At 64.5% G+C, this 23,859-nt stretch carries 21 protein-coding genes; 6 read left to right on the forward strand and 15 right to left on the reverse strand.

Annotated features, from left to right (window positions below; all coding sequences use genetic code 11):
- Positions 1-53 precede the first annotated feature (53 nt).
- The 12 genes from BH95_RS09300 to mftE all read right to left on the reverse strand — a co-directional run bounded on the left by BH95_RS09300 (position 54) and on the right by mftE (position 13,977).
- Entirely contained in the window at positions 54-1,670 is a 1,617-nt protein-coding gene (locus BH95_RS09300) for an AMP-binding protein (RefSeq protein WP_037181943.1), read from the reverse strand.
- A gap of 53 nt (positions 1,671-1,723) precedes the next feature.
- Positions 1,724-2,497, reverse strand: coding sequence for an ethanolamine ammonia-lyase subunit EutC (eutC, locus tag BH95_RS09305; RefSeq protein WP_020111180.1), 774 nt, complete (start codon positions 2,495-2,497; stop codon positions 1,724-1,726).
- Positions 2,494-3,906, reverse strand: a complete 1,413-nt coding sequence (locus tag BH95_RS09310) for an ethanolamine ammonia-lyase subunit EutB (protein WP_019663524.1) — start codon at positions 3,904-3,906, stop codon at positions 2,494-2,496. Before BH95_RS09310 ends, eutC begins: the two co-directional genes overlap by 4 nt.
- Positions 3,903-5,342, reverse strand: a complete 1,440-nt coding sequence (gene eat, locus BH95_RS09315) for an ethanolamine permease (protein ID WP_019663523.1) — start codon at positions 5,340-5,342, stop codon at positions 3,903-3,905. Before eat ends, BH95_RS09310 begins: the two co-directional genes overlap by 4 nt.
- Before the next feature lie 110 nt (positions 5,343-5,452).
- Positions 5,453-6,424: a cation diffusion facilitator family transporter gene (locus tag BH95_RS09320; protein ID WP_037181659.1), complete on the reverse strand. Its 972-nt coding sequence runs from the start codon at positions 6,422-6,424 to the stop codon at positions 5,453-5,455.
- Between the two features lie 37 nt (positions 6,425-6,461).
- Entirely contained in the window at positions 6,462-6,953 is a 492-nt protein-coding gene (locus tag BH95_RS09325; protein WP_037181661.1) for a DUF779 domain-containing protein, read from the reverse strand.
- An 86-nt stretch (positions 6,954-7,039) separates the two neighbouring features.
- A complete protein-coding gene (adh, locus tag BH95_RS09330; RefSeq protein ID WP_019663520.1) occupies positions 7,040-8,563 on the reverse strand; it encodes an aldehyde dehydrogenase in 1,524 nt (507 codons plus the stop codon).
- Between the two features lie 115 nt (positions 8,564-8,678).
- Positions 8,679-9,971, reverse strand: coding sequence for a transcriptional regulator (locus tag BH95_RS09335; RefSeq protein ID WP_026347506.1), 1,293 nt, complete (start codon positions 9,969-9,971; stop codon positions 8,679-8,681).
- 162 nt (positions 9,972-10,133) lie between these two features.
- On the reverse strand, positions 10,134-10,268 hold the full coding sequence (locus BH95_RS29775) for a hypothetical protein (protein WP_019663518.1): 135 nt from the start codon (positions 10,266-10,268) through the stop codon (positions 10,134-10,136).
- 52 nt (positions 10,269-10,320) lie between these two features.
- Positions 10,321-11,769, reverse strand: a complete 1,449-nt coding sequence (gene mftG / locus BH95_RS09340; protein WP_037181663.1) for a mycofactocin dehydrogenase MftG — start codon at positions 11,767-11,769, stop codon at positions 10,321-10,323.
- Entirely contained in the window at positions 11,766-13,163 is a 1,398-nt protein-coding gene (gene mftF / locus BH95_RS09345; RefSeq protein ID WP_027498702.1) for a mycofactocin biosynthesis glycosyltransferase MftF, read from the reverse strand. Before mftF ends, mftG begins: the two co-directional genes overlap by 4 nt.
- 103 nt (positions 13,164-13,266) lie before the next feature.
- Positions 13,267-13,977 (reverse strand): mycofactocin biosynthesis peptidyl-dipeptidase MftE, encoded by a 711-nt coding sequence (gene mftE / locus BH95_RS09350; protein ID WP_020111186.1) that lies wholly within the window; start codon positions 13,975-13,977, stop codon positions 13,267-13,269.
- A 113-nt stretch (positions 13,978-14,090) separates the two neighbouring features.
- On the opposite strand from mftE, the gene BH95_RS09355 reads away from it, so the two are divergent.
- The 4 genes from BH95_RS09355 (at position 14,091) to BH95_RS09370 (ending at position 17,927) form a co-directional block, all read left to right on the forward strand.
- Positions 14,091-14,807 carry a GntR family transcriptional regulator gene (locus BH95_RS09355; protein ID WP_019663514.1) on the forward strand — a complete coding sequence of 239 codons (717 nt, stop codon included), beginning with the start codon at positions 14,091-14,093 and terminating at the stop codon, positions 14,805-14,807.
- Positions 14,808-14,944: 137 nt separating this feature from the next.
- Complete coding sequence (locus tag BH95_RS09360) at positions 14,945-16,504, forward strand: NCS1 family nucleobase:cation symporter-1 (protein ID WP_170949206.1); 1,560 nt, start codon at positions 14,945-14,947, stop codon at positions 16,502-16,504.
- Positions 16,505-16,514: 10 nt separating this feature from the next.
- Entirely contained in the window at positions 16,515-17,246 is a 732-nt protein-coding gene (locus tag BH95_RS09365; RefSeq protein ID WP_037181665.1) for an aspartate/glutamate racemase family protein, read from the forward strand.
- A gap of 39 nt (positions 17,247-17,285) precedes the next feature.
- Positions 17,286-17,927: a nucleoside/nucleotide kinase family protein gene (locus BH95_RS09370; RefSeq protein ID WP_254924973.1), complete on the forward strand. Its 642-nt coding sequence runs from the start codon at positions 17,286-17,288 to the stop codon at positions 17,925-17,927.
- Between the two features lie 3 nt (positions 17,928-17,930).
- Here the strand turns inward: BH95_RS09370 and BH95_RS09375 are convergent, their stop codons facing one another.
- Both BH95_RS09375 and BH95_RS09380 read right to left on the reverse strand, forming a co-directional pair.
- A complete protein-coding gene (locus BH95_RS09375; RefSeq protein ID WP_019663510.1) occupies positions 17,931-18,581 on the reverse strand; it encodes a Rid family hydrolase in 651 nt (216 codons plus the stop codon).
- Positions 18,582-18,608: 27 nt separating this feature from the next.
- Positions 18,609-20,186 (reverse strand): flavin monoamine oxidase family protein, encoded by a 1,578-nt coding sequence (locus BH95_RS09380; RefSeq protein ID WP_019663509.1) that lies wholly within the window; start codon positions 20,184-20,186, stop codon positions 18,609-18,611.
- A 259-nt stretch (positions 20,187-20,445) separates the two neighbouring features.
- On the opposite strand from BH95_RS09380, the gene BH95_RS09385 reads away from it, so the two are divergent.
- Together BH95_RS09385 and BH95_RS09390 are read left to right on the forward strand one after the other, a co-directional pair.
- The gene (locus BH95_RS09385) at positions 20,446-21,969 is read left to right on the forward strand and encodes an APC family permease (protein WP_037181668.1); all 1,524 of its coding nucleotides are present in this window, start codon (positions 20,446-20,448) and stop codon (positions 21,967-21,969) included.
- Positions 21,969-22,715 (forward strand): IclR family transcriptional regulator, encoded by a 747-nt coding sequence (locus BH95_RS09390; protein ID WP_019663507.1) that lies wholly within the window; start codon positions 21,969-21,971, stop codon positions 22,713-22,715. The genes BH95_RS09385 and BH95_RS09390 overlap by 1 nt, the downstream gene beginning before the upstream one ends.
- Here the strand turns inward: BH95_RS09390 and mftD are convergent.
- On the reverse strand, positions 22,699-23,856 hold the full coding sequence (gene mftD / locus BH95_RS09395; protein ID WP_037181670.1) for a pre-mycofactocin synthase MftD: 1,158 nt from the start codon (positions 23,854-23,856) through the stop codon (positions 22,699-22,701). The genes BH95_RS09390 and mftD overlap by 17 nt on opposite strands.
- Positions 23,857-23,859 lie beyond the last annotated feature (3 nt).

Here is a 23,859-nt window from a genome sequence, read left to right on the forward strand (position 1 = left end):
GCGTTCACAACCGCGCTGACTGTCCTCGGAGCACGGACACCTGTCTTCGAGAACTAGATCAGATCCAGCGATCGCTCGCGCATTTCGACTTTGCGGACCTTGCCTGTGACGGTCATGGGAAACTCGTCGACGATGTGCACGTAGCGCGGAATTTTGTAGTGCGCCAGTTTGCCCGCACAGAAGGCGTGGATCGAATCCGCGTCCAGCGGGGTTGCTCCGTCCTGCATCCGTATCCAGACCATCAGTTCCTCACCGTATTTGGCGTCGGGAACTCCGATGACCTGGGCGTCGAGGATGTCGGGGTGGGTGTACAGAAATTCCTCGATCTCTCGGGGGTAGACGTTCTCGCCACCGCGGATGACCATGTCCTTGATGCGGCCGGTGATGGAAACGTAGCCGTCGGAGTCCATGACACCGATGTCGCCGGTGTGCATCCATCCGTCGGCGTCGATGGCCTCGGCTGTTTTCTCCGGCTGGTTCCAGTAGCCCAGCATCACCGAGTATCCGCGGGTGCACAGTTCACCGGACTCCCCCTGGGCGACGGTCGATCCGTCGACGGGGTCGACGATCTGCACCTCGAGGTGCGGCCCGACGGCGCCGACGGTGGAGACGCGTTGTTCGATGGTGTCGTCGCTGCGTGTCTGCAGCGACACGGGGGAAGTCTCGGTCATGCCGTAGCAGATGGACACTTCGGCCATGCCCATCCTTTCGATCACCTGCTTCATCACCTCGGTGGGGCACGGCGAGCCGGCCATGATGCCGGTGCGGAGCGAGGACAGGTCGTACGAATCGAATTCCGGTAGAGCGAGTTCGGCGATGAACATGGTGGGTACCCCGTACAGGGACGTGCACTTCTCCTGCTCCACGGCGGCCAACGTGGACGCCGGATCGAACGAGAGTCCGGGAACGACCATCGCCGCACCGTGTGACGTACAGGCCAGGTTTCCCATCACCATCCCGAAGCAGTGATAGAACGGCACCGGAATGCACACGCGATCGTGTTCGGTGTAATGGCACAACTCACCGACGAAGTACCCGTTGTTCAAGATGTTTCGGTGACTCAGGGTCGCGCCCTTAGGAAACCCTGTTGTGCCCGAGGTGTATTGAATGTTGATCGGATCCTTCGGCGCCAACGAGCTCTGCACGTCCGCGACCAGGGAAGGGTTTTCGGCGAGTGCCCGGTGTCCGCGGTCGGTCATCAGTTCCCAGCCGAAGCTCCCGATGAAAACGACCTCCCGCACGGTCTCCTCGCGTGCGTCCTCGATCATCGCGCCGTAGTCCGAGCCCTTGAATTCCTGCGCGGACAACAGAACCGAGACTCCGGCCTGATTCAGGACGAATTTCAACTCGTGCGTGCGATACGCGGGATTGATGTTGACCAGAATTGCGCCGATCTTGGCGGTCGCGTATTGCGCGAGCACCCATTCGGGACAGTTGGGCGCCCAGATTCCCACTCGATCACCTGTCGTCACGCCTTTGACCAGCAGGCCCGCGGCGAGCAGTTCGACGTCGGCGAGGAACTCGGAGTACGTCCACCGTCTGCCGGAGGGGACGTCGACCAGTGCATCGTGACCGGCGTACTCGGCTACGGTTCGGTCGAGGTTCTGACCGATGGTCTCCTCGAGCAACGCTGTCGACGACGGCCCGGACGAATAACTACGACTTTCCATGTCGACCACAGTAGTGATTGCCGTCACAAGTCGCCTACCCCCGAAAGTGTGTACTACTCGATGGTCAGCACTTCGGAGTTCTCGAGTGCGTCCGCGCGCGAGGTGTCCTTCAACGCAACACCGGACCTGCCGAGCCTGCGAGCGCCGGCGACGAGACTGGCAACGATCCTGGCGGACTGCTCGTACCCCAACCCTTCCGGCGGATGAATGTTGGAGATGCAGTTGCGGTCGGCGTCGGACTTTCCGGGTGCAGGCAGATGCGTCAGGTAGATCCCCAAGCTGTCCGCTACCGACAGCCCTGGCCGCTCACCGATGAGTACGACGACGGTGCGAACACCCATTGCCTCCGCGATGTGGTCACCCAACGCGACGCGGGCCTCGGTGGCAATGACGGGCGGGGCAAGGCTGTACACATCGGACAGTTCTTCGACCAGCGCCGCGAGCATCGACGGTCCGTGATCCATCAGGGCCCGGGGTGACAGCCCGTCACCGAGGACGAATCCGAGGTCGAAGTCACCTGGGGTGATGGAGGACAGGTCGTCGGGGGTCCGTCCGAGATCGGGCCGTCGCAGATACTCCGCGCGAGAGGTTGCCTTGGACGTCACGACCGCCGGTACCCCGATGCCGATCTTCTCCACGGCCGCCGCTGTGTCGTCGACGTCCAGTGGCATGTGCACGGCATCCCGCGCAGCCGCGTGTGCCGATCGGAACTCGAGCACTCGGCGGGTGGGCAGCGAGTCTCCGGTACGCCCCAGTCCGATTCGCGCCTGCGTGCTCAGACGCAGCTCCTGCCAGAATCCGTCGTCGGCGCGTTCTACGGCGCTCATCGTGCACTCGTCAGCGAACGCAACGGCGACCTCAGTGCGTCGACGTCGAGGATTCGACCGCTGCCGTCGACCATGCCGAGCCGGTCCAGCCATGCTGCGAATTCCGGTGCGGGCTTCAGCCCGAGCACCTGCCGCACGTACAGAACGTCGTGGAAGCTCAGACTCTGGTAACCGAGCATCACGTCGTCGGCTCCGGGGACTGCGATCACGAACGCGACTCCGGCTGCACCGAGCAGCGTGAGAAGGGTGTCCATGTCGTCCTGGTCCGCTTCGGCGTGGTTGGTGTAGCAGACGTCGACGCCCATCGGCAGGCCCAGGAGCTTGCCGCAGAAGTGATCCTCCAGCCCGGCACGGACGATCTGCTTGCCGTCGTACAGGTACTCCGGTCCGATGAATCCGACGACGGTGTTGACCAGTAACGGTTCGAGATCACGGCACACGGCGTATGCGCGTGCCTCCAGGGTCTGCTGGTCGACCGGGCGTCCCCCGGCGCCGAGGTGGGCGCCTGCACTGAGCGCCGAACCCTGCCCCGTCTCCAGATACATGACGTTGTTCCCGACGGTTCCCCGGTGCAGCGACCGGCCTGCCTCGTTGGCCTCTCGCAGCAATGAGACGTTGACACCGAAGCCTGAATTGGCCCCTTCGGTCCCTGCCACGGACTGGAACACCAGATCCACCGGAACGCCCTTGGAGATGAGTTCCATCGTCGTCGTGACGTGCGAGAGCACACACGACTGTGTGGGGATCTCGAACCGTTGCCGGATCTCGTCCAGCAGAAAGAGCAGATCGGACGTCGCGTGCGGCGAGTCCGTCGCCGGGTTGATGCCGATCACTGCGTCACCCGATCCGAGCAGCAGACCGTCGAGAGTCGCGGCGGCGATTCCGCGTGGATCGTCGGTCGGGTGATTGGGCTGCAATCGCGTGCTCAACGTCCCAGGGAGTCCGACGGTTGTCCTGAACGCCGATGTCACCTCGGCAGCCCGCGCCACCGAGATCAGATCCTGATTGCGCATGATCTTGCTGACGGCCGCAACCATTTCCGGAGTCAACCCCGGTGCGACGGATCGCAGAGTCGACGCCGAATCCTTCGAGGCGGCGGCGTCGAGCAGCCAGTCCCGGAGCCCACCGACCGTCAGATGCGAGATCGCACCGAAGGCGGTGCGGTCGTGCGAGTCGATGATGAGCCGGGTGACTTCGTCGCTCTCGTACGGAACCAGAAGATCTTCGAGGAACACGTCGAGCGAGACGTCGGACAGTGCCCATTGCGCGGCAGCTCGTTCGGCGTCGGACTGTGCCGCGCACCCGGCCAATTCGTCGCCCGACCGCAACGGTGTTGCCTTCGCCATCAGCTCGACGAGGCCGTCGAACGAGAAGTTGGCACCGGATACCTGGTGTGAGTACGTGCTCATTCGAGTTCGGCTTCTGCTTTCGCGAGGGCTGCGAATTCTTCGTCCGGCGAGTTCGCCACGAGATGATGACGGCTGTAGAGCCCGAAGTACAGCATGAACGCAGCGAAGACCCCGAGGCACCACAGCGCTGCCGTGCTGTCGACGAGGAACGTGGCGACCACAGCCAGCGCTGCGACGACGAGTGCGAAGCCCGTGGTGACGATGCCGCCCGGGGTCCGGTACGGCCGCGGCATGGTCGGTTCTTTACGTCGCAGAACGATGTGACTGACCATCATCAGAACGTAACTGAGCGCGGCACCGAACACGGCCATGTTGAGCAACATCGCTCCCTGACCCGTGAGCGAGAGGAGGAAACCGATGATGCCGGGGACGATCAGCGCGAGCGTCGGCGCTTTGCGAGAGTTGGTCACCGACAGGGTCTTCGGCAGGTACCCGGCCCGCGACAGCGCGAAGAGCTGACGCGAGTAGGCGTACATGATGGAGAAGAAGCTGGCGACGAGGCCGGCGAGCCCGATGTAGTTGACCACCTTGGCGGCCGTGCCGTCGCCGAGGGCTTCGACAAGCGGGTTGCCCGACGCCTGCATGGCGTCGGCGCCGCCCGCACCGGTCACCAGGAGCAGAACCCCGGCGCCGGTCAGCAGCAGGACGCCCATGGCCGCGATGATGCCGCGCGGCACGTTCTTGGTGGGATCCTTCGCTTCTTCTGCGGCGAGCGGAACCCCTTCGATGGCGAGGAAGAACCAGATCGCGAACGGAACCGCCGCCCAGATTCCGAGATAGCCGAACGGAAGGAAGCTCGACGCGCCCGCGGCGTCCGTCGGCGCGATGTCGGTGAGGTTGGCCGAGTCGAATTGTCCCAGTGCCGATACCGCGAAGATCACCAGACCGACGAGGGCGATGGCGGTGATGACGAACATGATCTTGAGTGCCTCACCGGCACCTGCGAGGTGGATGCCGATGAAGATGGCATACACCGCGAGATACACCCACCAACCGTCGGTGATGCCGAACAATCCGAGAGACTCGACGTACGCACCGATGAAGGTGGCGATGGCTGCCGGAGCGATGGCGTATTCGATGAGAATGGCGGTGCCGGTTGCGAATCCACCCCACGGTCCGAGTGCGCGACGAGCGAACGTGTACCCACCGCCCGCCGCCGGTAACGCCGACGACATCTCGGCCATGCCGAGGACCATGGCCAGGTACATGCCTGCGATGAGGATGCCTGCGATGAGCAAGCCACCGAAGCCACCCTGTTCGAGACCGAAGTTCCAGCCCGAGTAGTCACCGGAGATGACGTAGCTGACGCCGAGTCCAGCGAGGAGGACCCATCCCGCCGTGCCCTTCTTCAGCTGGCGTTTGGCCAGATAGTCGCTGCCCTCTACGTGCGACTCGGTCCCGTCGTGATGGGTGGGTGTTGGTTCTGTGACGGACATGGCCGGCCTCTCTCGAAGCGATGCGACTTCTTTCGCGGGTGAGCGAATCCGAATCAAGATATGCCCGCGGTGTAAGCACCGAGTCATCGCAATATGACGAGCGAATTACGTCAGTGGTTCGGTGTCGGACCGACGTCTCCCTCGTCGGGTTCTGCGACTGTCAGTACTGCGTCCACCACAGCCTTGTTGGTCTCGAGCTCACGCTCCAGCCGCCGGAGTGTGTGCGCGATCGAGGATTCGACCGAGTCGCCGACGAGGTCGACGCTCGCGACCAGAAGGATCTGCTTCGGACCGACGAATTCGATGCGAACGAACCGAACGGACGCCACCTCCGGAAGCTGTTCGATTCGCTCCACCACTGCGTTCCATAATGCTCGCGAACCCGGTTCGCCGGTGAGAAAACGTCGATTTCGGTCGATGAGCACGAAGGCGACGACGGCGAGCAGAACACCGACGAGAATCGAACCGACGGCGTCGTAGGCACTGGACCCGGTGAGCTGATGCAGTCCGATGCCTGCAGCGGCAATGACGATGCCGATGAGGGCCGCGCTGTCCTCGGCGAACACGGCACGCAGTGTCGGATCGGACGTCTCGAGTGCGTAGTCGAAGAAGTCCTTCTCGTACTCGGCTGCTTCACCGCGGATCTGCCGAACCGATTGAAGGAACGAGATTCCCTCCAGCACGAACGCCAGCGCGAGCACGACGTACGCGACGGTGTAGTTCTCGCTGCTGGATTCGCCCGCGAGGAGCGAGGTGATGCCGTGCCAGATCGACACCGCGGCGCCCGCGACGAACAAACCGACCGCGGCGAGTGTCGACCAGAAATACGCTTCCCTGCCGTATCCCAGCGGTCTCCGGTCGTCGGGGCCGCGGGAGCCTCGTTTGTTGGCGACGAGCAGGAATATCTCGTTGCCGGTGTCCGCCCACGAATGCGACGCCTCGGCGACCATCGACGCCGAACCCGTGATCACCGCAGCGACTGTCTTGGCAATCGCGACACCCAGATTGGCGCCGAAGGCGATGACGACGGTGCGGAGGCTCTCGGTCTCCGCACCGGCAGGCGTCGTACTGGAAGATTTCACGCGTTCGACTGTAGGCGCCCACCTCCCTTGTGAGTGGTCAGCCCTGCAGCATGCCCGGGACCGGGCAGGCGTCGACCGCTTCGGCGACGACGATGACGTCGTCGGGAACGGGAGGCCTGCGCCCCTCTTCCCAGTCGACTCCGACGAACGGTGTCAGCTCCTTCAGTACGTCGAACTCCTCCTGAGTGAACGCCCGTCCGCGGCTGAGAAATCGAAGCCCCTCAGGGGTTTCCAACGAGAACCCGGAACCACGCCCGGGCACCACGTCGAGCACCATCTGGGTGTGCTTCCACGCCTCGAACTGTGAACCTGAAATCCACACGGGCACTGCGTCGTCGCCCTCGGGGAGATCCTCCGGGATGTCGCCGACGCCGAGCCGCAGATCCAACAGACCGAGCAGCACATCCCGATCGCCGACGATGAATTCCCCTGCTGGATAACACATCGGCGACGAGCCGTCGCAGCACCCTCCGGACTGATGCATCATCAACGCGCCGTGGATCCCGCCGAGGCGACGGAGAAGCTCCATCGCCCCGGCGGTGGCTCTGAGACGCGCAGGCGGAGCCGGAGCCGGACCCGATGCGCTGAGACGCGCTGGAGGTCGCGCGTCGGACATCAGAAGAAGCCCTGAGCCTTCTGGGCGTAGCTGACCAGGAGGTTCTTCGTCTGCTGGTAGTGGTCGAGCATCATCTTGTGGTTTTCACGACCGATGCCGGACTGCTTGTACCCGCCGAAGGCAGCGTGCGCCGGGTACTGGTGGTAGGTGTTGGTCCACACTCGCCCGGCCTTGATGTCGCGGCCGGCGCGGTAGGCGACGCCACCGTCACGAGACCACACGCCGGCGCCGAGGCCGTAGAGGGTGTCGTTGGCGATGGAGATCGCTTCGTCGTAGTCCTTGAAGGACGTGACCGAGACGACCGGTCCGAAGATCTCCTCCTGGAAGATACGCATGTTGTTCTTGCCGGTGAAGATGGTCGGCTGGACGTAGTAGCCGCCGTTGAGATCTCCGCCGAGCTGTGCGCGCTCTCCGCCGGTGACGACCTGAGCGCCTTCGCCCTTGCCGATCTCGATGTAGGAGAGGATCTTCTCGAGCTGATCGTTGGATGCCTGCGCACCGATCATCGTCTCGGTGTCCAGCGGATCACCTTGGCGCACTGCCTTGGTACGAATCGCGGCGAGCGCCAGGAACTCGTCGTAGATGTCCGCCTGGATGAGCGAGCGGGACGGGCAGGTGCAGACCTCGCCCTGGTTGAGGGCGAACATCGTGAAGCCCTCGAGCGCCTTGTCCTGGTAGTCGTCGTTGGAGGACAGGACGTCGGAGAAGAACACGTTGGGGCTCTTGCCGCCCAGTTCGAGGGTGACGGGGATCAGGTTCTGCGAGGCGTACTGCATGATCAGGCGGCCGGTGGTGGTCTCGCCGGTGAACGCGATCTTCGCGATACGCGGGCTCGACGCGAGAGGCTTGCCCGCCTCGGTGCCGAAGCCGTTGACGATGTTGACGACGCCCGGAGGCAACAGGTCACCGATGATGGAGATCAGGTGCAGGATGGACGCGGGCGTCTGCTCGGCCGGCTTGAGCACGACGGCGTTGCCTGCGGCAAGTGCCGGCGCGAGTTTCCACACGGCCATGAGGATCGGGAAGTTCCAGGGAATGATCTGCCCGACGACACCGAGCGGCTCGTGGAAGTGGTAGGCCACCGTGTCGTCGTCGATCTCCGACAACGAACCTTCCTGTGCCCGAATGCATCCGGCGAAGTAACGGAAGTGGTCGACGGCGAGCGGAATGTCGGCGTTGAGGGTCTCACGGATCGGCTTGCCGTTGTCCCAGGACTCGGCGAGCGCAATGGACTCGAGGTTCTCCGCGATGCGGTCGGCGATCTTGTTGAGGACCACGGCGCGCTCGGCTGCGGAGGTCTTGCCCCAGGCGGGTGCGGCGGCGTGTGCAGCATCGAGGGCGAGTTCGATGTCCTCGGACGTGGAGCGGGCGACCTCGCAGAAGTTCTCACCGGTGACGGGAGTCGGGTTCTCGAAGTACTGGCCCTTGACTGGTGGTACCCACTCGCCACCGATCCAGTTGTCGTAGCGCGGCTGGAACGACATCTTTGCATCGGCGGTACCTGGACGGGCATAGACGGACATCTAGTGACTCCTTCGTCGTTCATCAACTGATGTGATTCAAGACACTAGAGTGCGCAACGTTGCAACTACGTTGCTGCACTGCGTGCAATTTCTGCTGGGCGCCCGGCCCGACGGATCAGACGCCGAGCTGGCGGTCGAGATGCTCGATTCTGGCGCTGACCTGCCCGTACAGTGCGGAGTCCTGACTGAGCGTGGCCCGGTACGCTTCCCACGCGTACACATCGGTGCGCCCGTGGATCGACGACGTCCACTGGGCCAGCAACACCGGATCCCCTGCCCGCAGCAGCGCGGCTTGGACCCGGGAGCGAAGTTCTTCTCTGATGTCCTCGATGCCGGGTGCCGTGGACCCGGGAAGAACGGGACCGGTGTAGATGCGCAACGCCCCCTCGATGTCGCCGCGGTCGAGGGCGCGCCGGATGTCGGAGACATCGGTGGTCAGTTCGCCTACGAGCCGATACGGCCTCGACGCCAGACCTGCACTTCCGAATGCTTTGCGTAGTCGCGACATCTCGGCGCGGATGGTCACCGAGTCCAATTCCTGCTCGTCGAGCAGTACGGCGAGATGATCGGAACTGAGACCCTCCGGGTGATCGGCCAGGAGCAACAGGATCTCCGCATGCCGCTGCGACAGCGCGCTGCGACCGCTTCCTTTCGTCAACCCGGGCCGGCCCGAACCGAGCACCTCCAACCGAGGAGCACTGTCACCCAACGACTTCGGCGAATTCATCAGATGCACACGCAATTCCGACTCGGCGGCGGCGACAGTGGCGCGAATCAGAGACAACACCTCGGGAACCGCAACGCGAGGACCGCCGGTGATATCGATCGCGCCGAGGATCTGTCCGCTCGTCGGGTGATGGACGGGCGCCGCGGAACAACTCCACTCGTGCACGGTCCTGCTGAAGTGCTCGGCGGCGAAGATCTGGACGCAGTGGTCGACCGCGAGCGCCGTGCCGGGAGCGTTGGTCCCTTTGCTTTCTTCGCTCCAGTCGACGCCTTCGGCGAAGTTCATCGACATCGCGCGATCCTTCGCAGCCGAATCTCCCTCGACCCACAGCAGCCGGCCCTCGGCGTCGGAGATCGCGACGAGCAAGCCGGTGTCCGCGGCATCCTCGACCAGCAGCTTGCGGATGACCGGCCTGATGATGGACATGGGGTGCTCGGAGCGATAGCGCTCCAGTTCCGCACCGGACAACACGATCGAGTCGTTTCCACCGTCGGGGTCGACACCTTTGGTGCGGCTGCGCATCCAGGAATCGAGGACCACGGAACGAACACTGGCGGTGGACGAGGAGTCCTCCACGAAAGAGCGGTGCGCTGTGGTCACCCGACGTGCGAGCACGTCGATGTCCTCACCAGGGCGAAGGGCCACCCAGGGGTTCCCCTGTCCTGGCGTTCTTCCAGTCATCACACAAGTACCTCTTCTGGCGCGGTCACACTACTGTAACGCAGCTCACACACGCAGAATACAGGCCCACCGAGCCCGGCGGGGATCGCCGAGGCCGGAGGGCCCGTGCATTCTCGACCTGCGTCGCGGGGGTTACCGGACCGAGCTGGGTGCCCGGCGCGGTCAGCGCTTTTTGACGGTCGCCGAGATGTCGATGCCGGTGTCGCCCGAGGCCTTCATTTTCTTGTCCGCGCGCTTCTCCTTCAACGACTTTCCTTGTTTCTTGGACATCGAACTGCGAGGAGATTTGTCAGACATGGCGGGGTGCCCCATTCTCTGCGGAACCGAGAATGGTCCACAGACCACGAACTTACGCCACCGAGCCACGAATGAGGCGGCAGGCGCGTTCGGCGAGCATGATCGCCGTCGCGTGGGGCCCTCGCGAAGGAACGACGGGGAAGGCAGACGTGTCGACCACGTACAACCCGTCGACGCCGCGCACCGCGCACGTGTCGTCCAGGACGGCGTCCTCCCCGCCCATCGCGCAGCTTCCCGAGAGGTGAAGCGATGTCCCCAGCCTGGCGCGCACGAACCCGTCGAGGTCGCCCTCGACGGATTCGGTGTTCTCGATGAGCTCGGCGACGAGTTCCAGTCCGGACGCCAACGCCCGCCGGTCGGCGACGGATTCCAGGTATCGGTACCGAACCCGGGGCGCGATCGCCGGGTCCGACGACACCAGCTCGATGTCCCCTCTCGACTCGGGTCGCATCAGGCCGACTCCGATCAGCGGATCCCCGGCCGGGAGGCCTGCGATCATGCGGTCGAACGGAGCCGAGTAGGGGCGGATCTCGAGGTCTCCGACGTGCAGCACCGCCTCCATGGGCGACGATGCGGGACCGGTCGACGAAACACTGTACAGCAGAGTTACTTCCGGATGATCACTGAAACCACGTCCCACGTTCGGTTGATCCACGACGGTTCGGATGTCGAGCGCGCCCAGCCGGCCCGCAGGCCCGATACCGGAGAGCATCAGCAGCTGCGGGGTCCGAACTGCTCCCGCACACAATATGATTCGCTCCGCCCGTAGCATCTCCCTCGTACCGCCGTGGTCGACGGCGACCCCGACCGCGCGCATCCGATCGACGACGATGCCGAGAACAGTTGCGTCGCTGCGGACCTGAAGGTTGGGACGATCCGACGCCGGAAGAAGGTACGCCAGAGCGGCATTCGTTCGCACCCCTCCGGAGATGTTGCGCGGCACCGGGCCTACGCCGTCCGCCGAGTACGGCGAGTTCTTGTCCTCGTCGAACGCGAACCCGGCGCGTTCGGCCGCAGCAACGAAGGCCTCTGTCATGGCGCTTCCCGCTCCGGGCAGCACCCGCGACACGGGCATCGGTCCCTCGCTGCCGTGATAGGGCCCGGTGAAGTCGAGGTCCCGTTCCAGCGCCGAGAAGTACGGCAGTACATCCGCGAAAGACCACGATGCAGGCCACGCATCGAAGTCGTCCGGCCGGGCGCGCACGAAGTATCCACCGTTGACCGCGCCCGACCCACCGAGCACTCGCCCCCGCGAGACCCGAGCGGCGATACCGTCCGCCAGATCGGCGGAGTACGTGTCGAGCCACGGACTGTCCTCCCCCAGGGGAAGTACACGTGCGTCGAGCACATCCGGCGGAACCTCGTCGACGGTCCGGAATCCGGGCCCTGCTTCGAGGAGCCGGACCGAGCACGAAGGATCCTCGCTGAGCCTCGACGCGACGACGGCGCCGCACGATCCGCCGCCGACGACGATCACGTCGACCGTGCGGCTGGGGCTCATGTGTCCATTCGGGGTGTCAAGGCTTTCAGGCTGCGAGACCGTGCCGCCCCGGTCCACAGTCCGGCTCCGTACGCGACATCGTCGACGCGCTTGAAGAACGCGTATCGAATGGGGTCGAGCCCACCGAGCTCGCGATGCTTGTACCAGTCCGTCATCGCATCTGCGACAGCGATTCCCAGCGCAATCCTGCGAATTCGACTCGACAGCACGACCGCCAGAAGTGTGATGGGCCAATAATGTCGACACATCGCCGACGCGAGTTGCCAGAGCCCGCCGATGAACCCTTCCGTTGCCAGGATCGCCGCGATGCGGGTCGGTTGGTCGAGCCCGAGGAACATCCTGCGGAGCCTGCCTGTCGTCGCCCCGAGCGTCAGCAACGCGCCCAGTAGGCCGAACTTGGTGAAACTGATCGCGAACAGGCAGGAGATCAGAGTCCACGGTGACATCGAGAGCGGGGGCACCATGCCCGGATGCCGGTCCGCGAGTGGACTTGCTCCGGTGCCGTAGAACAGCTTGCGGCCGAACCACCGACCGAACGTGACGCGATGATCGTGCGCGACGTTGGCAACGGGCTCGTAGCGCAGCCGCCACCCCGCCTCCTGCAACCGCCAGCAGAGATCGACGTCCTCGGCGACGTGCATGGATTCGTCGAATCCGTTGCACTCCTCGGCGACGTGGCGACGGATGAGCATTGCGGCGCTCGGGACGTAGGAGACAGAGCTGCCCGCTCGAACCGCGGCTTCCTTGCGACCCAGGTCCAGCGACGACCGGGCGTGCTCGTACCGGGCCAGAGCGTTGCCTTCGGGTTCGAGAGCCACGATCCTCGGCGCGACCAGTGCGACCGCAGGGTCGGAGAAATGCCCGAGCATGACCTCGAGCCAGCCCTTGCGCGGCACCACATCCGAATCCAGGAATGCCACGAAATCAGTTGTTGCGGACCGAAGCCCGGTATTGCGCGCTGCAGCGGGCCCCCGAGAACTCTCGTGCCGCAGCGTCGTCACCCCGCCGATGCTCCACGCAACCGGCGGCACCGTGACCGGCTCGTCGGATCCGTCGTCGACGACGATGACCTTCAGTCCGTGCAACGCAGGAAGGAGGCGGGACAGCCCTGCCGCGTTGTTCTTCAACGGGATCACCACGGTGACGTCCTGCGGAGACGGAATGGACATCGGTCGCGGATTCGCGACACCGGAGTCCAGCAGTTTCCGCGCCACGAGCGCGGACTGCGAATCGGTCACCTCGAGGAATCCGTCGCCGATCATCGCCGCAGCGGTGGGTGCCAGTTTCAGCATCCGAGTCGGGGAACCCCCGATCAGAACGCGCCCCTCCGAGTATGTGCGTACACGAGGATCGACGCGCACCCCGAATCCATCAGGCAATCGTCCTTGACCCATCAGGTGATCGTAAGCGGACATTGCCGCGAAGTGGTATCCGTGGACGCAGAAATTCGGAAACATACCCACGGCCTGTTCGAACGCGGTTTTTCGGACCGCGGGTTCACGTCAACATGCCCCGCTCCGACGGTCCCCATCGCTGCAACGCATCCGCCGCGAGGGCGCACATCTGCCCCAGGACGGTCTCGCCTTCGGCCGCCGATGACCCACGGGGGTCACCCAGCACTCCGTTCGGGGTAACCGCTCGGACACCACCGGAACGCAGCAGAGGCAGAAGGTCCGCGAGCGAGTCCGTGTTCCCGACCTCGATACGCGACTTGTCCACCACCTCCGGGCAAAGATGCAGCAGCAGTGAAGTTTCGGTACGGCCGGCGTGTGCGTCGGCACCCGGAACGACACAGGGCAACCACGCCACGTCGCGCCCCTCGTACCGCAGCAGCCGAACCGCCGCGGCCAGCGCACCGACGTTGCCGCCGTGCCCGTTGACGAACACCAGACGGTCCGCCCACCGGCACGCCGACCTGCCGTACTCGACGAGGATCGCCTCCAGCGCGTCCGCACCGATAGAGATGGTGCCGGGGAAGCCCTCGTGCTCTCCGCTCGCCCCGTACGCGATCGACGGCGCGACGACCACGCCGGGCAATCGCTCCGCCACGGCCTGGGCGACCCGAGTATCGGTGTCGAGAGGTAGATGAGGCCCGTGCTGCTCGACTGCACCGACCGGCACCGCCACAGTGCGTCGACCGTCGACCGCCGGCCATCGATCGTCGGCCAAGCGTCGATACGAGGAGGACGGTTGCTCGGTCTCGGCCACTGTCGAATGGTATCCGCTTGCGCCGATCTGCCTCGATTCGTTTCCACTCCGCACGTCACACACAGGAAACAATCCGCCATTAGCGTGCGCACCAGAGGCACGAAAGGAGCACCATGCCCCCACGTCGGCGATCGGTACTGCTGGCGCAGTTGAGCATTGCCGAACCGGGCGGTGCACAACCCGCCATTCTCGACGAGCTCCGACGAGTGATCCTGTCCGGGGACGCGCCGCCCAACACTCCCATCCCTCTCGGCGATGTGGCCGAACTGTTCGGCGTGAGCCGAATCCCCGTGCGTGAATCGCTGAAAACACTGATCGGCGAAGGTCTGGTGGACCACCGCCCCAACCTCGGATACACCGTCGCACAGTTGACCTCGGCCGAGCTCCGCGAGATGTACATCGTTCGTGAGGTACTGGAGTCGGCGGCGCTCGCCACCGCAGTCGCACTGGCCGACGAGCAGGATCGGGAGCGAGCTATCGAGGCCGATCGACTTCTCGAGGAATCCATTTCCGCCGATGATCCCCGCGAATACCACCGCCGCAGTCGCGAGTTCCACATGGCACTGACCAGGCCGTCTCGAATGAAACGATTACTGCACATGCTCGAGTCCGCATGGAACATCACCGAGCCGATACAGCCGATGGTGCAGGTCGCGGGGTCGGACCGCGCGTCCCTGCATGCGGATCACCGGTCGATGCTCGACGCGTTCCTCGACCGCGACGCGGCAACCCTGCTGGCCATTTCGCAGTCGCACTCCGCCCGCCTCAACACCGTCATCTCGTCCATCACGAGCGATACCGGGTTGCTGGCCGATTCGCCCGGAGACTGACGTCTCGAAAGATATATTCCTGCCGTCACGCAGGGGCAACACTTCGTCGCTACTTTTTCTTCACCGGACTCGGGCCACCGAAGGCAGAGGCCGATCACACCCGAAGCGCTCTTTCGCACGACGTACCAGGAGCATCGATGACAGACACAGCGAACAGCTCGATATCGCCTGTCGGCGACATGATCGAGGCAGCAGGCCATCCCGTCGGCGGTGGACTGATCAAGGACAGTTACGACCCGAGACTGACCAACGAAGACCTGGCGCCGCTGAAGAAGCAGTCGTGGACGTCGTACAACCTGTTCGCGTTCTGGATGTCCGACGTGCACTCCGTCGGCGGATACGTCACCGCAGGTAGCCTTTTCGCGCTCGGGCTGGCCAGTTGGCAGGTCCTGGTGTCCCTGCTCGTCGGCATCACCATCGTCTACTTCTTCTGCAATCTCGTCGCCAAGCCCAGCCAGGTGGCGGGCGTTCCCTACCCGGTGATGTGCCGGGCGTCGTTCGGTGTCCTGGGCGCCAACATCCCGGCGATCATCCGCGGTCTGATCGCGGTGGCCTGGTACGGAATTCAGACATTTCTGGCGTCGGCAGCGCTCGACATCGTCCTGATCAAACTGTTCCCGTCGCTTGCTCCGTACGCCGTCACCGCCGATTACGGCTTCGCAGGCCTCTCCGCTCTCGGATGGGCGAGCTTCCTGTTCCTGTGGGTACTGCAGGCGGCTGTCTTCTGGCGCGGCATGGAGTCGATTCGTAAGTTCATCGACTTCTGCGGGCCTGCCGTCTACGTGGTCATGTTCGCGCTGTGCGGCTACCTCATCTGGAAGGCCGGTTGGGGTGCAATCGATCTGAACCTGGGCGAAGTCGAGTACACGGGATTCAGTTCCGTTCCGGTCATGCTCGGCGCCATCGCTCTCGTCGTCTCGTACTTCTCCGGCCCCATGCTCAACTTCGGCGACTTCTCCCGTTACGGAAAGTCCTACGCCGCAGTGAAGAAAGGGAACTTTCTCGGTCTGCCGGTCAACTTCCTGGTCTTCTCCATCCTGGTCGTCGTCACCGCGTCCCTGACGCTGCCCGTGTTCGGTGAACTCATCACCGACCCGGTGGAGACGGTCGCCCGGATCGACAGCACCTTCGCCATCGTTCTCGGTGCGTTGACGTTCACCATCGCGACGATCGGCATCAACATCGTCGCGAACTTCATCTCCCCCGCCTTCGACTTCTCCAACGTCAGCCCGCAGAAGATCAGTTGGCGGGCAGGCGGCATGATCGCCGCCGTCGGCTCGGTCCTGATCACCCCGTGGAACCTCTACAACAACCCCGAGGTCATCCACCTCACGCTCGAGACGCTCGGCGCATTCATCGGCCCACTGTTCGGCGTCCTGATCGCGGACTACTACCTGGTGCGCAAGCAGAAGGTCGTCGTCGACGAATTGTTCACCATGTCTCCTGCCGGGAAGTACTGGTACTCCAAGGGTTACAACCCCGCTGCCGTGTACGCCACGACAGTCGGTGCACTGATCGCCATGTTCCCGGTGCTGTTCAACGGCGCCATCGAGGGAATGGAGATCGCCGGGATGGCGACCGCGTCCAAGTACAGCTGGTTCATCGGATGTGGAATCGGGTTCGGGCTGTACTACGTTCTCGCCACCAGGACCAAGCTCGCCGTGACGAACCATCTCGACGATTCCGTGAGCGCATAGGATTCTGCAGGTGCTCATCAAGGTCATCAATCCCAACACCACATCGTCGATGACCGACACGATCTGCAGGTGTGCCCGGGCCGTAGCCGGTCCGGGCACGCTCGTCGACGCGGTCAATCCGACGATGGGGCCCGCCTCCATCGAATCGCACGTCGACGAAGCACTCAGCGTGCCAGGCATTCTCGAACAGATCGCGATCGGCGAACAGCAGGGCGCCGACGGTTACGTCATCGCCTGCTTCGGCGATCCGGGCATGGACGCCGCCCGTGAAGCGGCCGCAGGCCCCGTCGTCGGGATCGCCGAGGCTGCGATGCATGCTGCGAGCTTCCTCGGTCGAGGGTTCTCGGTGGTCACCACTCTGCAACGCACCACGGGCAGAGCACAGGACCTCGCCGACCACTACGGTTTCACCCGGTCATGCCTCGCGGTCCACGCATGCGACATTCCTGTCCTCGACCTCGAGACCGACCCCGACGCCCGCAAGATCGTCACCGAAGCATGTCGTGACGCTCTGGAATCCGACGGAAGCGACGCCATCGTGCTCGGCTGCGCCGGCATGGCCGACCTGTGCGAGCACATCTCGTCGGAGATCGGGGTGCCGGTCGTCGACGGTGTCGCCGCGGCAACACTCGCCGTTCAGTCGCTCGTCACCATGGGCCTGCGCACAGGAAAGCGCAGCGAATTCGCACCACCTCCACCCAAGGCATACTCGGGTTTGCTGTCCGGCTTCGGGAGTTCGTGACGTCCGGCGCAGGACTGTGCCCGTTGCGGCGTGGACGACATGTGCCGCCCGTCGGCCTATCGTCGAAGCATGGACGAGTTGATCGCGTGGGCGAACGACCTCGCGGCCGGACCGGGCCGAAGAATTCTCGGGATAGCCGGGGCGCCCGGCGCGGGCAAGTCGACGCTCGGTGGACGCCTGGTCGACGGGCTCGGATCCGACCGCGCAGTATTGGTGCCCATGGACGGGTTCCATCTCGCCGACGCCACCCTCGACGCACTCGGGCGTCGGGCCAGGAAGGGCGCGCCCGACACGTTCGATGCCGCGGGTTACGCGCATCTGTTGCGTCGCCTCCGACACGAGTACGACGCCGGGATCGTCTACGCGCCGCGCTTCGACAGAACCCTCGAAGAGCCCATCGCAGGCAGCATTGCGGTCGCCCCGGACGTGCCGTTGGTGATCACCGAGGGAAACTATCTTCTGCTCGACGAGGGGGACTGGCCACTGGCACGTGCCGAGATCGACGAAGTCTGGTTCATCGACATCGACGACGAACTGCGTCGCACCCGACTCGTGGAGCGGCACAGCATGTTCGGTAAAACGGATTTCGAAGCACGAGCGTGGACGCTTGGAAGCGACGAGGACAACGCTGTCCTCGTCGCCTCCACCGCATCTCGTGCAGACCGCCGCGTTCGTCTGTGAGGGTTACTTGACCGCGTCGACCTCCACCTCCACGAGCCAGCCGGGAACGGGGAGGGTGGCGACTTCGAGGGCGAAGCGGGTCGGTCGTGCCGAGTTGCGCTCCATGGGTGCCGCAGGCTCCGCGGTACCCATCGGTACCAGTTCCGTCTCGTCCGAGTCCAGGTTGGTGTTGGCGAAGAACTGCCGGTACGCCCGGTTCCAGCCGGCGAAGTCCGCGACCGCGGCACCGGGTGCGTTGTCGAGGAACACACGCATGGTCACCACGTCCTCGAGCGAATAGCCTTCGGCTTCGAGGTTGTCCCTGATTTTCTTCAGGACGTTGATGCCTTGCGCTTCGGTGACGGTGACGCCGTCGGGGAGCGTGCCGCCGGAGAACTCGTCGGTGTCGACGAAGGACTCGGGAGTGCCGGTCGGAGCGGCGTCGTTCATCGCAGTGGGGCCGATACCGCTCGTCTTGTACACCGTTGCATCCCCTGCGATCTCGACTCCCTGGGCGATCATCGGATTCGACTCTCCCGCTTCGAGGACCGACCTGGCGCCCGGCGCCGTGTCGGTCGAGGTGTCGGCGGCCGAGGAGTCCGACGAGCACGCCGCCGTGAACACGACGGCACCGGCAGCGAGCGCGGCGAAGAAGGAACGTGTGACCTTGGACAAGAGATTTCCTTTCGTGGAAGTGAGAGGTCAGGACGCGACGACGCGCTCGTGGAGCGCAGTGACGACGTCGCGTGCGGAGGTGAAGGCGCCGTGCTGCCACGCGATGGCATTGGACAGGTGGTCCCCGGCGAAGTAGATGCGATCGACCGGCTTCAACAGCAACTCGTACTCGGCCGTGGCCGTGCCGCCGTGCGATCCGCCCGACCCTGCCCAGTTCGCCCACGCGCTCTCGGAATACTTGGTTCGGCGCCAACTTCCCGAGAACGAACTGGAGATGTCCTTGGTGTACTTCTCACCGTGGAGCAGCGAGCCTTCGGCGAGAGCTTTCGCCAGACGCTGTTTGTGCGTGAGCGATTCGAATGCCACGTGCCGTTTGCCGGAGTTGTAGTAGCCGACGACCACGCCGCGATCGGAGTTGTAGTGGTCGTAGGGGAACATGATCTGCGAGATGTCCAGATCGGTGTTGCTGGCACCGCCGTAGATCCGCTCGTCGGTCTCCCACCACCGACGCGAGTACTCGATGCCCAGCTTGCCCGACGACGACGCCTTCGCCGCGAGATTGGCGGCGAGTACGTCCGCAGGGAGGTTGGTGTCCAGCCTCCCGATGAGGTTCGGGGGAATCGTGCAGATCACGTAGTCCGCCGAGATCGACTGTGCGGATCCGTCCTTCACGTACTCGACCGTCGCGCCACCGGAGGTGTTCTTCATGGACGTGACTTCGGCGCCGTAGACGATGTTGTCCTCGCCGATGGACTCGGCGAACGCGTAGTAGATGCGGTCCATGCCTCCCACGGGGGTGAACATCAGCATGGCCTGGTCGTACCCGAACTCGAAACTGAAGTTACGCCCGATGCCGCTGCGGATGACTTCCGACATGCCGAACGGCTCGGTCTCGGTACCGAAGTCCAGGCCGGCGCCCGGTTCCGAGGAGTACCCGCGCCGCGACGAGCCTACGTATCTTCCGTCGTCGGACAGGTCTCCGAAATCGGAGAGAAACTCCGACAGGGCGTCCTTGTCGTCCGCGGTGAGCACGTCGTCGAGGGCACCGCGGCTCGCGGCCTTCTGCAGCAACTCCGACATGTACCCGTAGGTGTCGGCTTTCGCTGCACGGTAGGACACGGACTTCTGATTCAGAGACGTGTCGCTCTTGTAGTTGACTACGGTGTTGGCATTCTGGTTTCCGAATGTCTGGAGTTCGACGCCGAGTTCCCTGCAGTAGTCCATCGTGATGTGGCTCTGCGGAATTCGGGTTGCTCCGATGTTGTAGAAGTGCCCCTCGGAGAAGGTGCACTTCTGCGTTTCTCCGTTGAGATCCGTTTCCTCCGCTCCGCCTCGGATCGACCACACGCGTCCACCCGGACGCTGCCGAGCCTCGAGGACGGTCACGGAGTACCCGGCCTTCTGCAACTCGTACGTGGCGCACAGTCCCGCGGGCCCACCGCCCAGCACCACCACGGTGGGGCTGCCGTCGACTCGCCCGATCAGATCGGCCATCGCCGGTGCCTGGAATCGTGAGGGGGCTGCTGCCGCCGAGGGCGCCAACCCCAGCGTCGACATCGCTCCGTAAGCGAGACCCGCACCGCCGGTGACTCCGAGTCCCCGCATGAACGATCTCCGTGTAACTCCCATGTGCTCTTCCACTCCTTCTGCCCACCCCAGGTAGCCCTGGCCGTCGAAATCACTGGTTTCGAGTCAGGGCAATCGTGGAACGCACACAATTCCGGAATGCGTAGCGCAGGAAACGTCTTGCGACAGATGCAGTGAGAAGCGGTAGCGGATTCGCCGAGGCTTATCACTCGCGTGCGAACAGGTGAAGCATTCACGAAATCGGGGCGCAACAATTCACGGCTATTTTTCGGCCATCATGTCTGCACTGGAACACGCCATCACCGCGTCCTTCGCAGCGCGGGAGCCCGAGCGCCCTGCACTGTCACCGTTGCGCGCCCTCGGCCGTCGGCAGCTGTCGGGAGTCGAAATGTTCGCGCAGTCGGTGGCCACGACGGCGCCCGCCGCATCGATGGTGATTCTGCCGCTCACGATGCTCACCCACGAGACCATGCTCGCCGGTGTTCTGACGATACTGGCGGCGACGATCGTGGTGTCGTTGATCGCCTTCTGTGTCTCCCAGTTCACCCGGAGGTTCTCCTCGTCCGGAGGTCTGTACAGCTTCGCGGTCAAGGGGTCGGGACCGAGGGGCGCACTGACCGTGGGCGCAGCGATGCTGTGCAAATACTGCGCGAGTGGCGCAATGACCCTGTACTTCGGAGGACAGGCCGTCCGAACGGTTCTGCACGAGCTGGGCGTGCCCACCGGCGGAATCCTGGGTATCGCCGCGGTGCACGGTGTGATCGCAGCGGCGATGCTCGGATGTCTGCTCCGCGGAGTCAGATTCGCCGCGACGGCCATCCTCGTAGTGGAAGTCTGCTCGCTGCTGTTCATCACCGCCCTTCTCGTGTTTCCCAGCAGCGGCCCGGTCGAGATCGAACCGTCCGGGGCGCCGAACGGACTCATGATCGTCGCGCTCGGCGCCATGTTCTCGTTGGCCGGTTTCGAGAGCGCCACCTTCTTCGCCCCGGAGGCGAAGCGGCCTCTCGTCAACGTCACCAGAACCGTCCTTTTCACCCCGATCATCTGCGGTGCGCTGTTCACGTTCGCCGCGTGGGCTGTCTGGTCCGGCCGCGGCGGCGTGCTTGTCGGTGCCTACCAGCACGGGACGTCGACGGGTATCGACGCGTGGCTCGTCGTGGCATTGAATCTCGGCCTGAGTTTCTCGTGGTTGGCCTCGGCCATGGCATCGTCGAATGCGGCGTCGCGCCTGCTGTACACGATGGGCGTCGAGAACGTGGTCACGCGCCGAGTCGCCCGCGTGCACCGAGTGTTCCGAACCCCGCACGTTGCTCTCTGGATCGTCGTCGGACTCGTCGTCGGGCTCGGTTCGCTGCTCGCGATCGCCGCCGGCATCCCGATCTTCGACAACTTCCGGTTCCTGGACGACGTTCGCTTGCTCGCCCGTGCGGCCGTCATCGTCGGATACGCCGTCGCCTCCGTAGCTGCAGTGGCGTTCCTGCGACGCATCGGCGAGCTGACGACACCCGTCGTGTGCGCCGGAGTGCTGGCATGTGCCTCCGGCACGGCGATTCTCGCGAATCTTCTGTTCACGGTCGGTGTGCAGCAGAACATCACGCTGCTCGTCATGCTCGGTCTGCTCGGCGCGTCCGGACTGGCGTGGCGCGCGGTTCTCCACCACAGACGGCCCCGGTCGCTCGACGCCGTCGGCGTCTTCGACAGCGCGGAAAGTCACGACGTACTGCCCGGAGCGGTGACGTACGGTGAGAATTCGCGCGGAGCCGTTGCCCTGGTGAAATCTCCTGCGTCCGAATCGCGCTGATGGCTCTTCGCACCGCACGAACCCACGAGCTCGGAGGACACGAACCCCGCGCAGTCCAGAAGGCACTTGCGCTGCTCGAAGCCGTTGCCCGTCTCGGTTCGGGTGCGACGGCCAAGGAAATCGCCCACGCGACGTCGACGCCGCCGGCAACGGCGTACCGATTGCTCAACATCCTGGTGGCCGACGGCTTTCTCGTACGGATCGACGATCTGTCGGGCTTCGCTCTGGGTCGTCGAACGCGGGAGCTCGCCGGAGCCGCACCGTCGACGGAGGTGGACTATTCACAGGTGATCGACACGGTACGAGGTCGGACCCGCTTCGGGGTCTATCTGGCGACGTACGCCGGCGACCGCATCCGGCTTCTCGATCGGGACCCGGACCACGAGCTCACCGGCGAGACGGCCCTGACGACACACGTGCACGCGTCGGCGATCGGAAAATTGTTGTTGGCCAATCGGGCCGACGGAAACTCGTTGGCGGATCTGCGTAAGTTCACATCCCACACCATCGTCGACCTCGCGGACCTCGCGATCGAGCTCAGTCGAATCCGTGCCACCGACGTCGCCACGGAACGCGACGAGATCAAGATGGGCAGGTCCGCCGTGGCGGTGCCGGTCCGCGACGACACGGGTGGGGTCTCCGGGTGCATCGCCGTGATCGGCCGCACCGGACGGCTCGATCCGGAGGATCCCGAGCTGCTCGACCTCCTGAGATCCAGTGCGAGCCAGATCACCCTGTGCGGGTGACGATGTCCGACGGTGACAGGTCCTGCACCGAGGAACACCCGAGGCCGAGGACCGCGGAGTCGAGGCCTCCGCGCAGAATGTCGAGAACGTTCTCGACCCCCGGCTGACCTGCGGCCGCCAGCCCCCACAGGTACGCACGACCGATCAACACCGCGCGTGCACCGAGGGCGACGGCTTTCGCGACGTCGCTGCCCCGGCGGACCCCACCGTCGAGGGTGATCTCGACCCGCTCCCCCACAGCGTCGACGATGCTGGGCAGCAGGCGGATCGACGCAGGTGTTCCGTCGAGGTTGTTTCCGCCGTGGTTGGACACCGACAGCGCCGTGCAACCGATGTCGACGGCTCGCTCCGCGTCGTCGACGCGTGCGATTCCCTTGAGCATGAACGGTCCACCCCACTGCTCACGCAGCCACGCAATGTCCTCCCACGTCGGGAGCGGTGTCCTCGTCCACTCGCGGTACGCGCCGAAGAACGTCGGTGGAGCGCCGCCGGGAGGGGTCAGATTCGGAGCCGTCAGATCAGGGATCGCCCCCGAGCGCACCCACTGTCCCAGCCACCGAGGATGCAAGACGGCCTCCGGCGCGAACCGAGCCATGGTGCGTAGATCGACCCGCTCCGGAATGGCCGGGCTCCCCCAGTCCCTGCCCTCCGAGAACGACCAGTCCATCGTCAGTATCAGCCCGACCGCGCCCGCTGCACGCGCTCGTTCGACCAGGTGAGACAGGAAGTCCCTCGACCCCACCCAGTGCAGTTGGAAGAACGTCTGCGGGTTCGCCGCGACGACGTCCTCGATGGACTTGCTCGCGAACAACGACAACCCCATCGGAACACCCTGCGCGGCAGCAGCTCTGGCCACCGCGATTTCACCGTCCGGATGTACCGCCTGCACACCCGTCGGCGAGATCACGACCGGGAACGACATCGGCTGACCCATCAACGTCGTCGACAGATCGCGTGCATCGGACAATCCCGCGACTCGGGGTGCAAATCCCAATTCGGCGAATGCAGCCGTGTTGTCCGCGACCGTGATGCCCTCTTCGGAACCGGCCAGCAACGCCGAATACACGGATCGGGGAAGCCGCTTCTTCGCGCGCCGCTGTGCCTCCGCGACAGTCTCGAACCACTCCTTGTCGTTGGACACTCT

It is taken from the genome of Rhodococcoides fascians A44A (assembly GCF_000760735.1).
Classification (GTDB): Bacteria; Actinomycetota; Actinomycetes; order Mycobacteriales; family Mycobacteriaceae; genus Rhodococcoides; species Rhodococcoides fascians_E.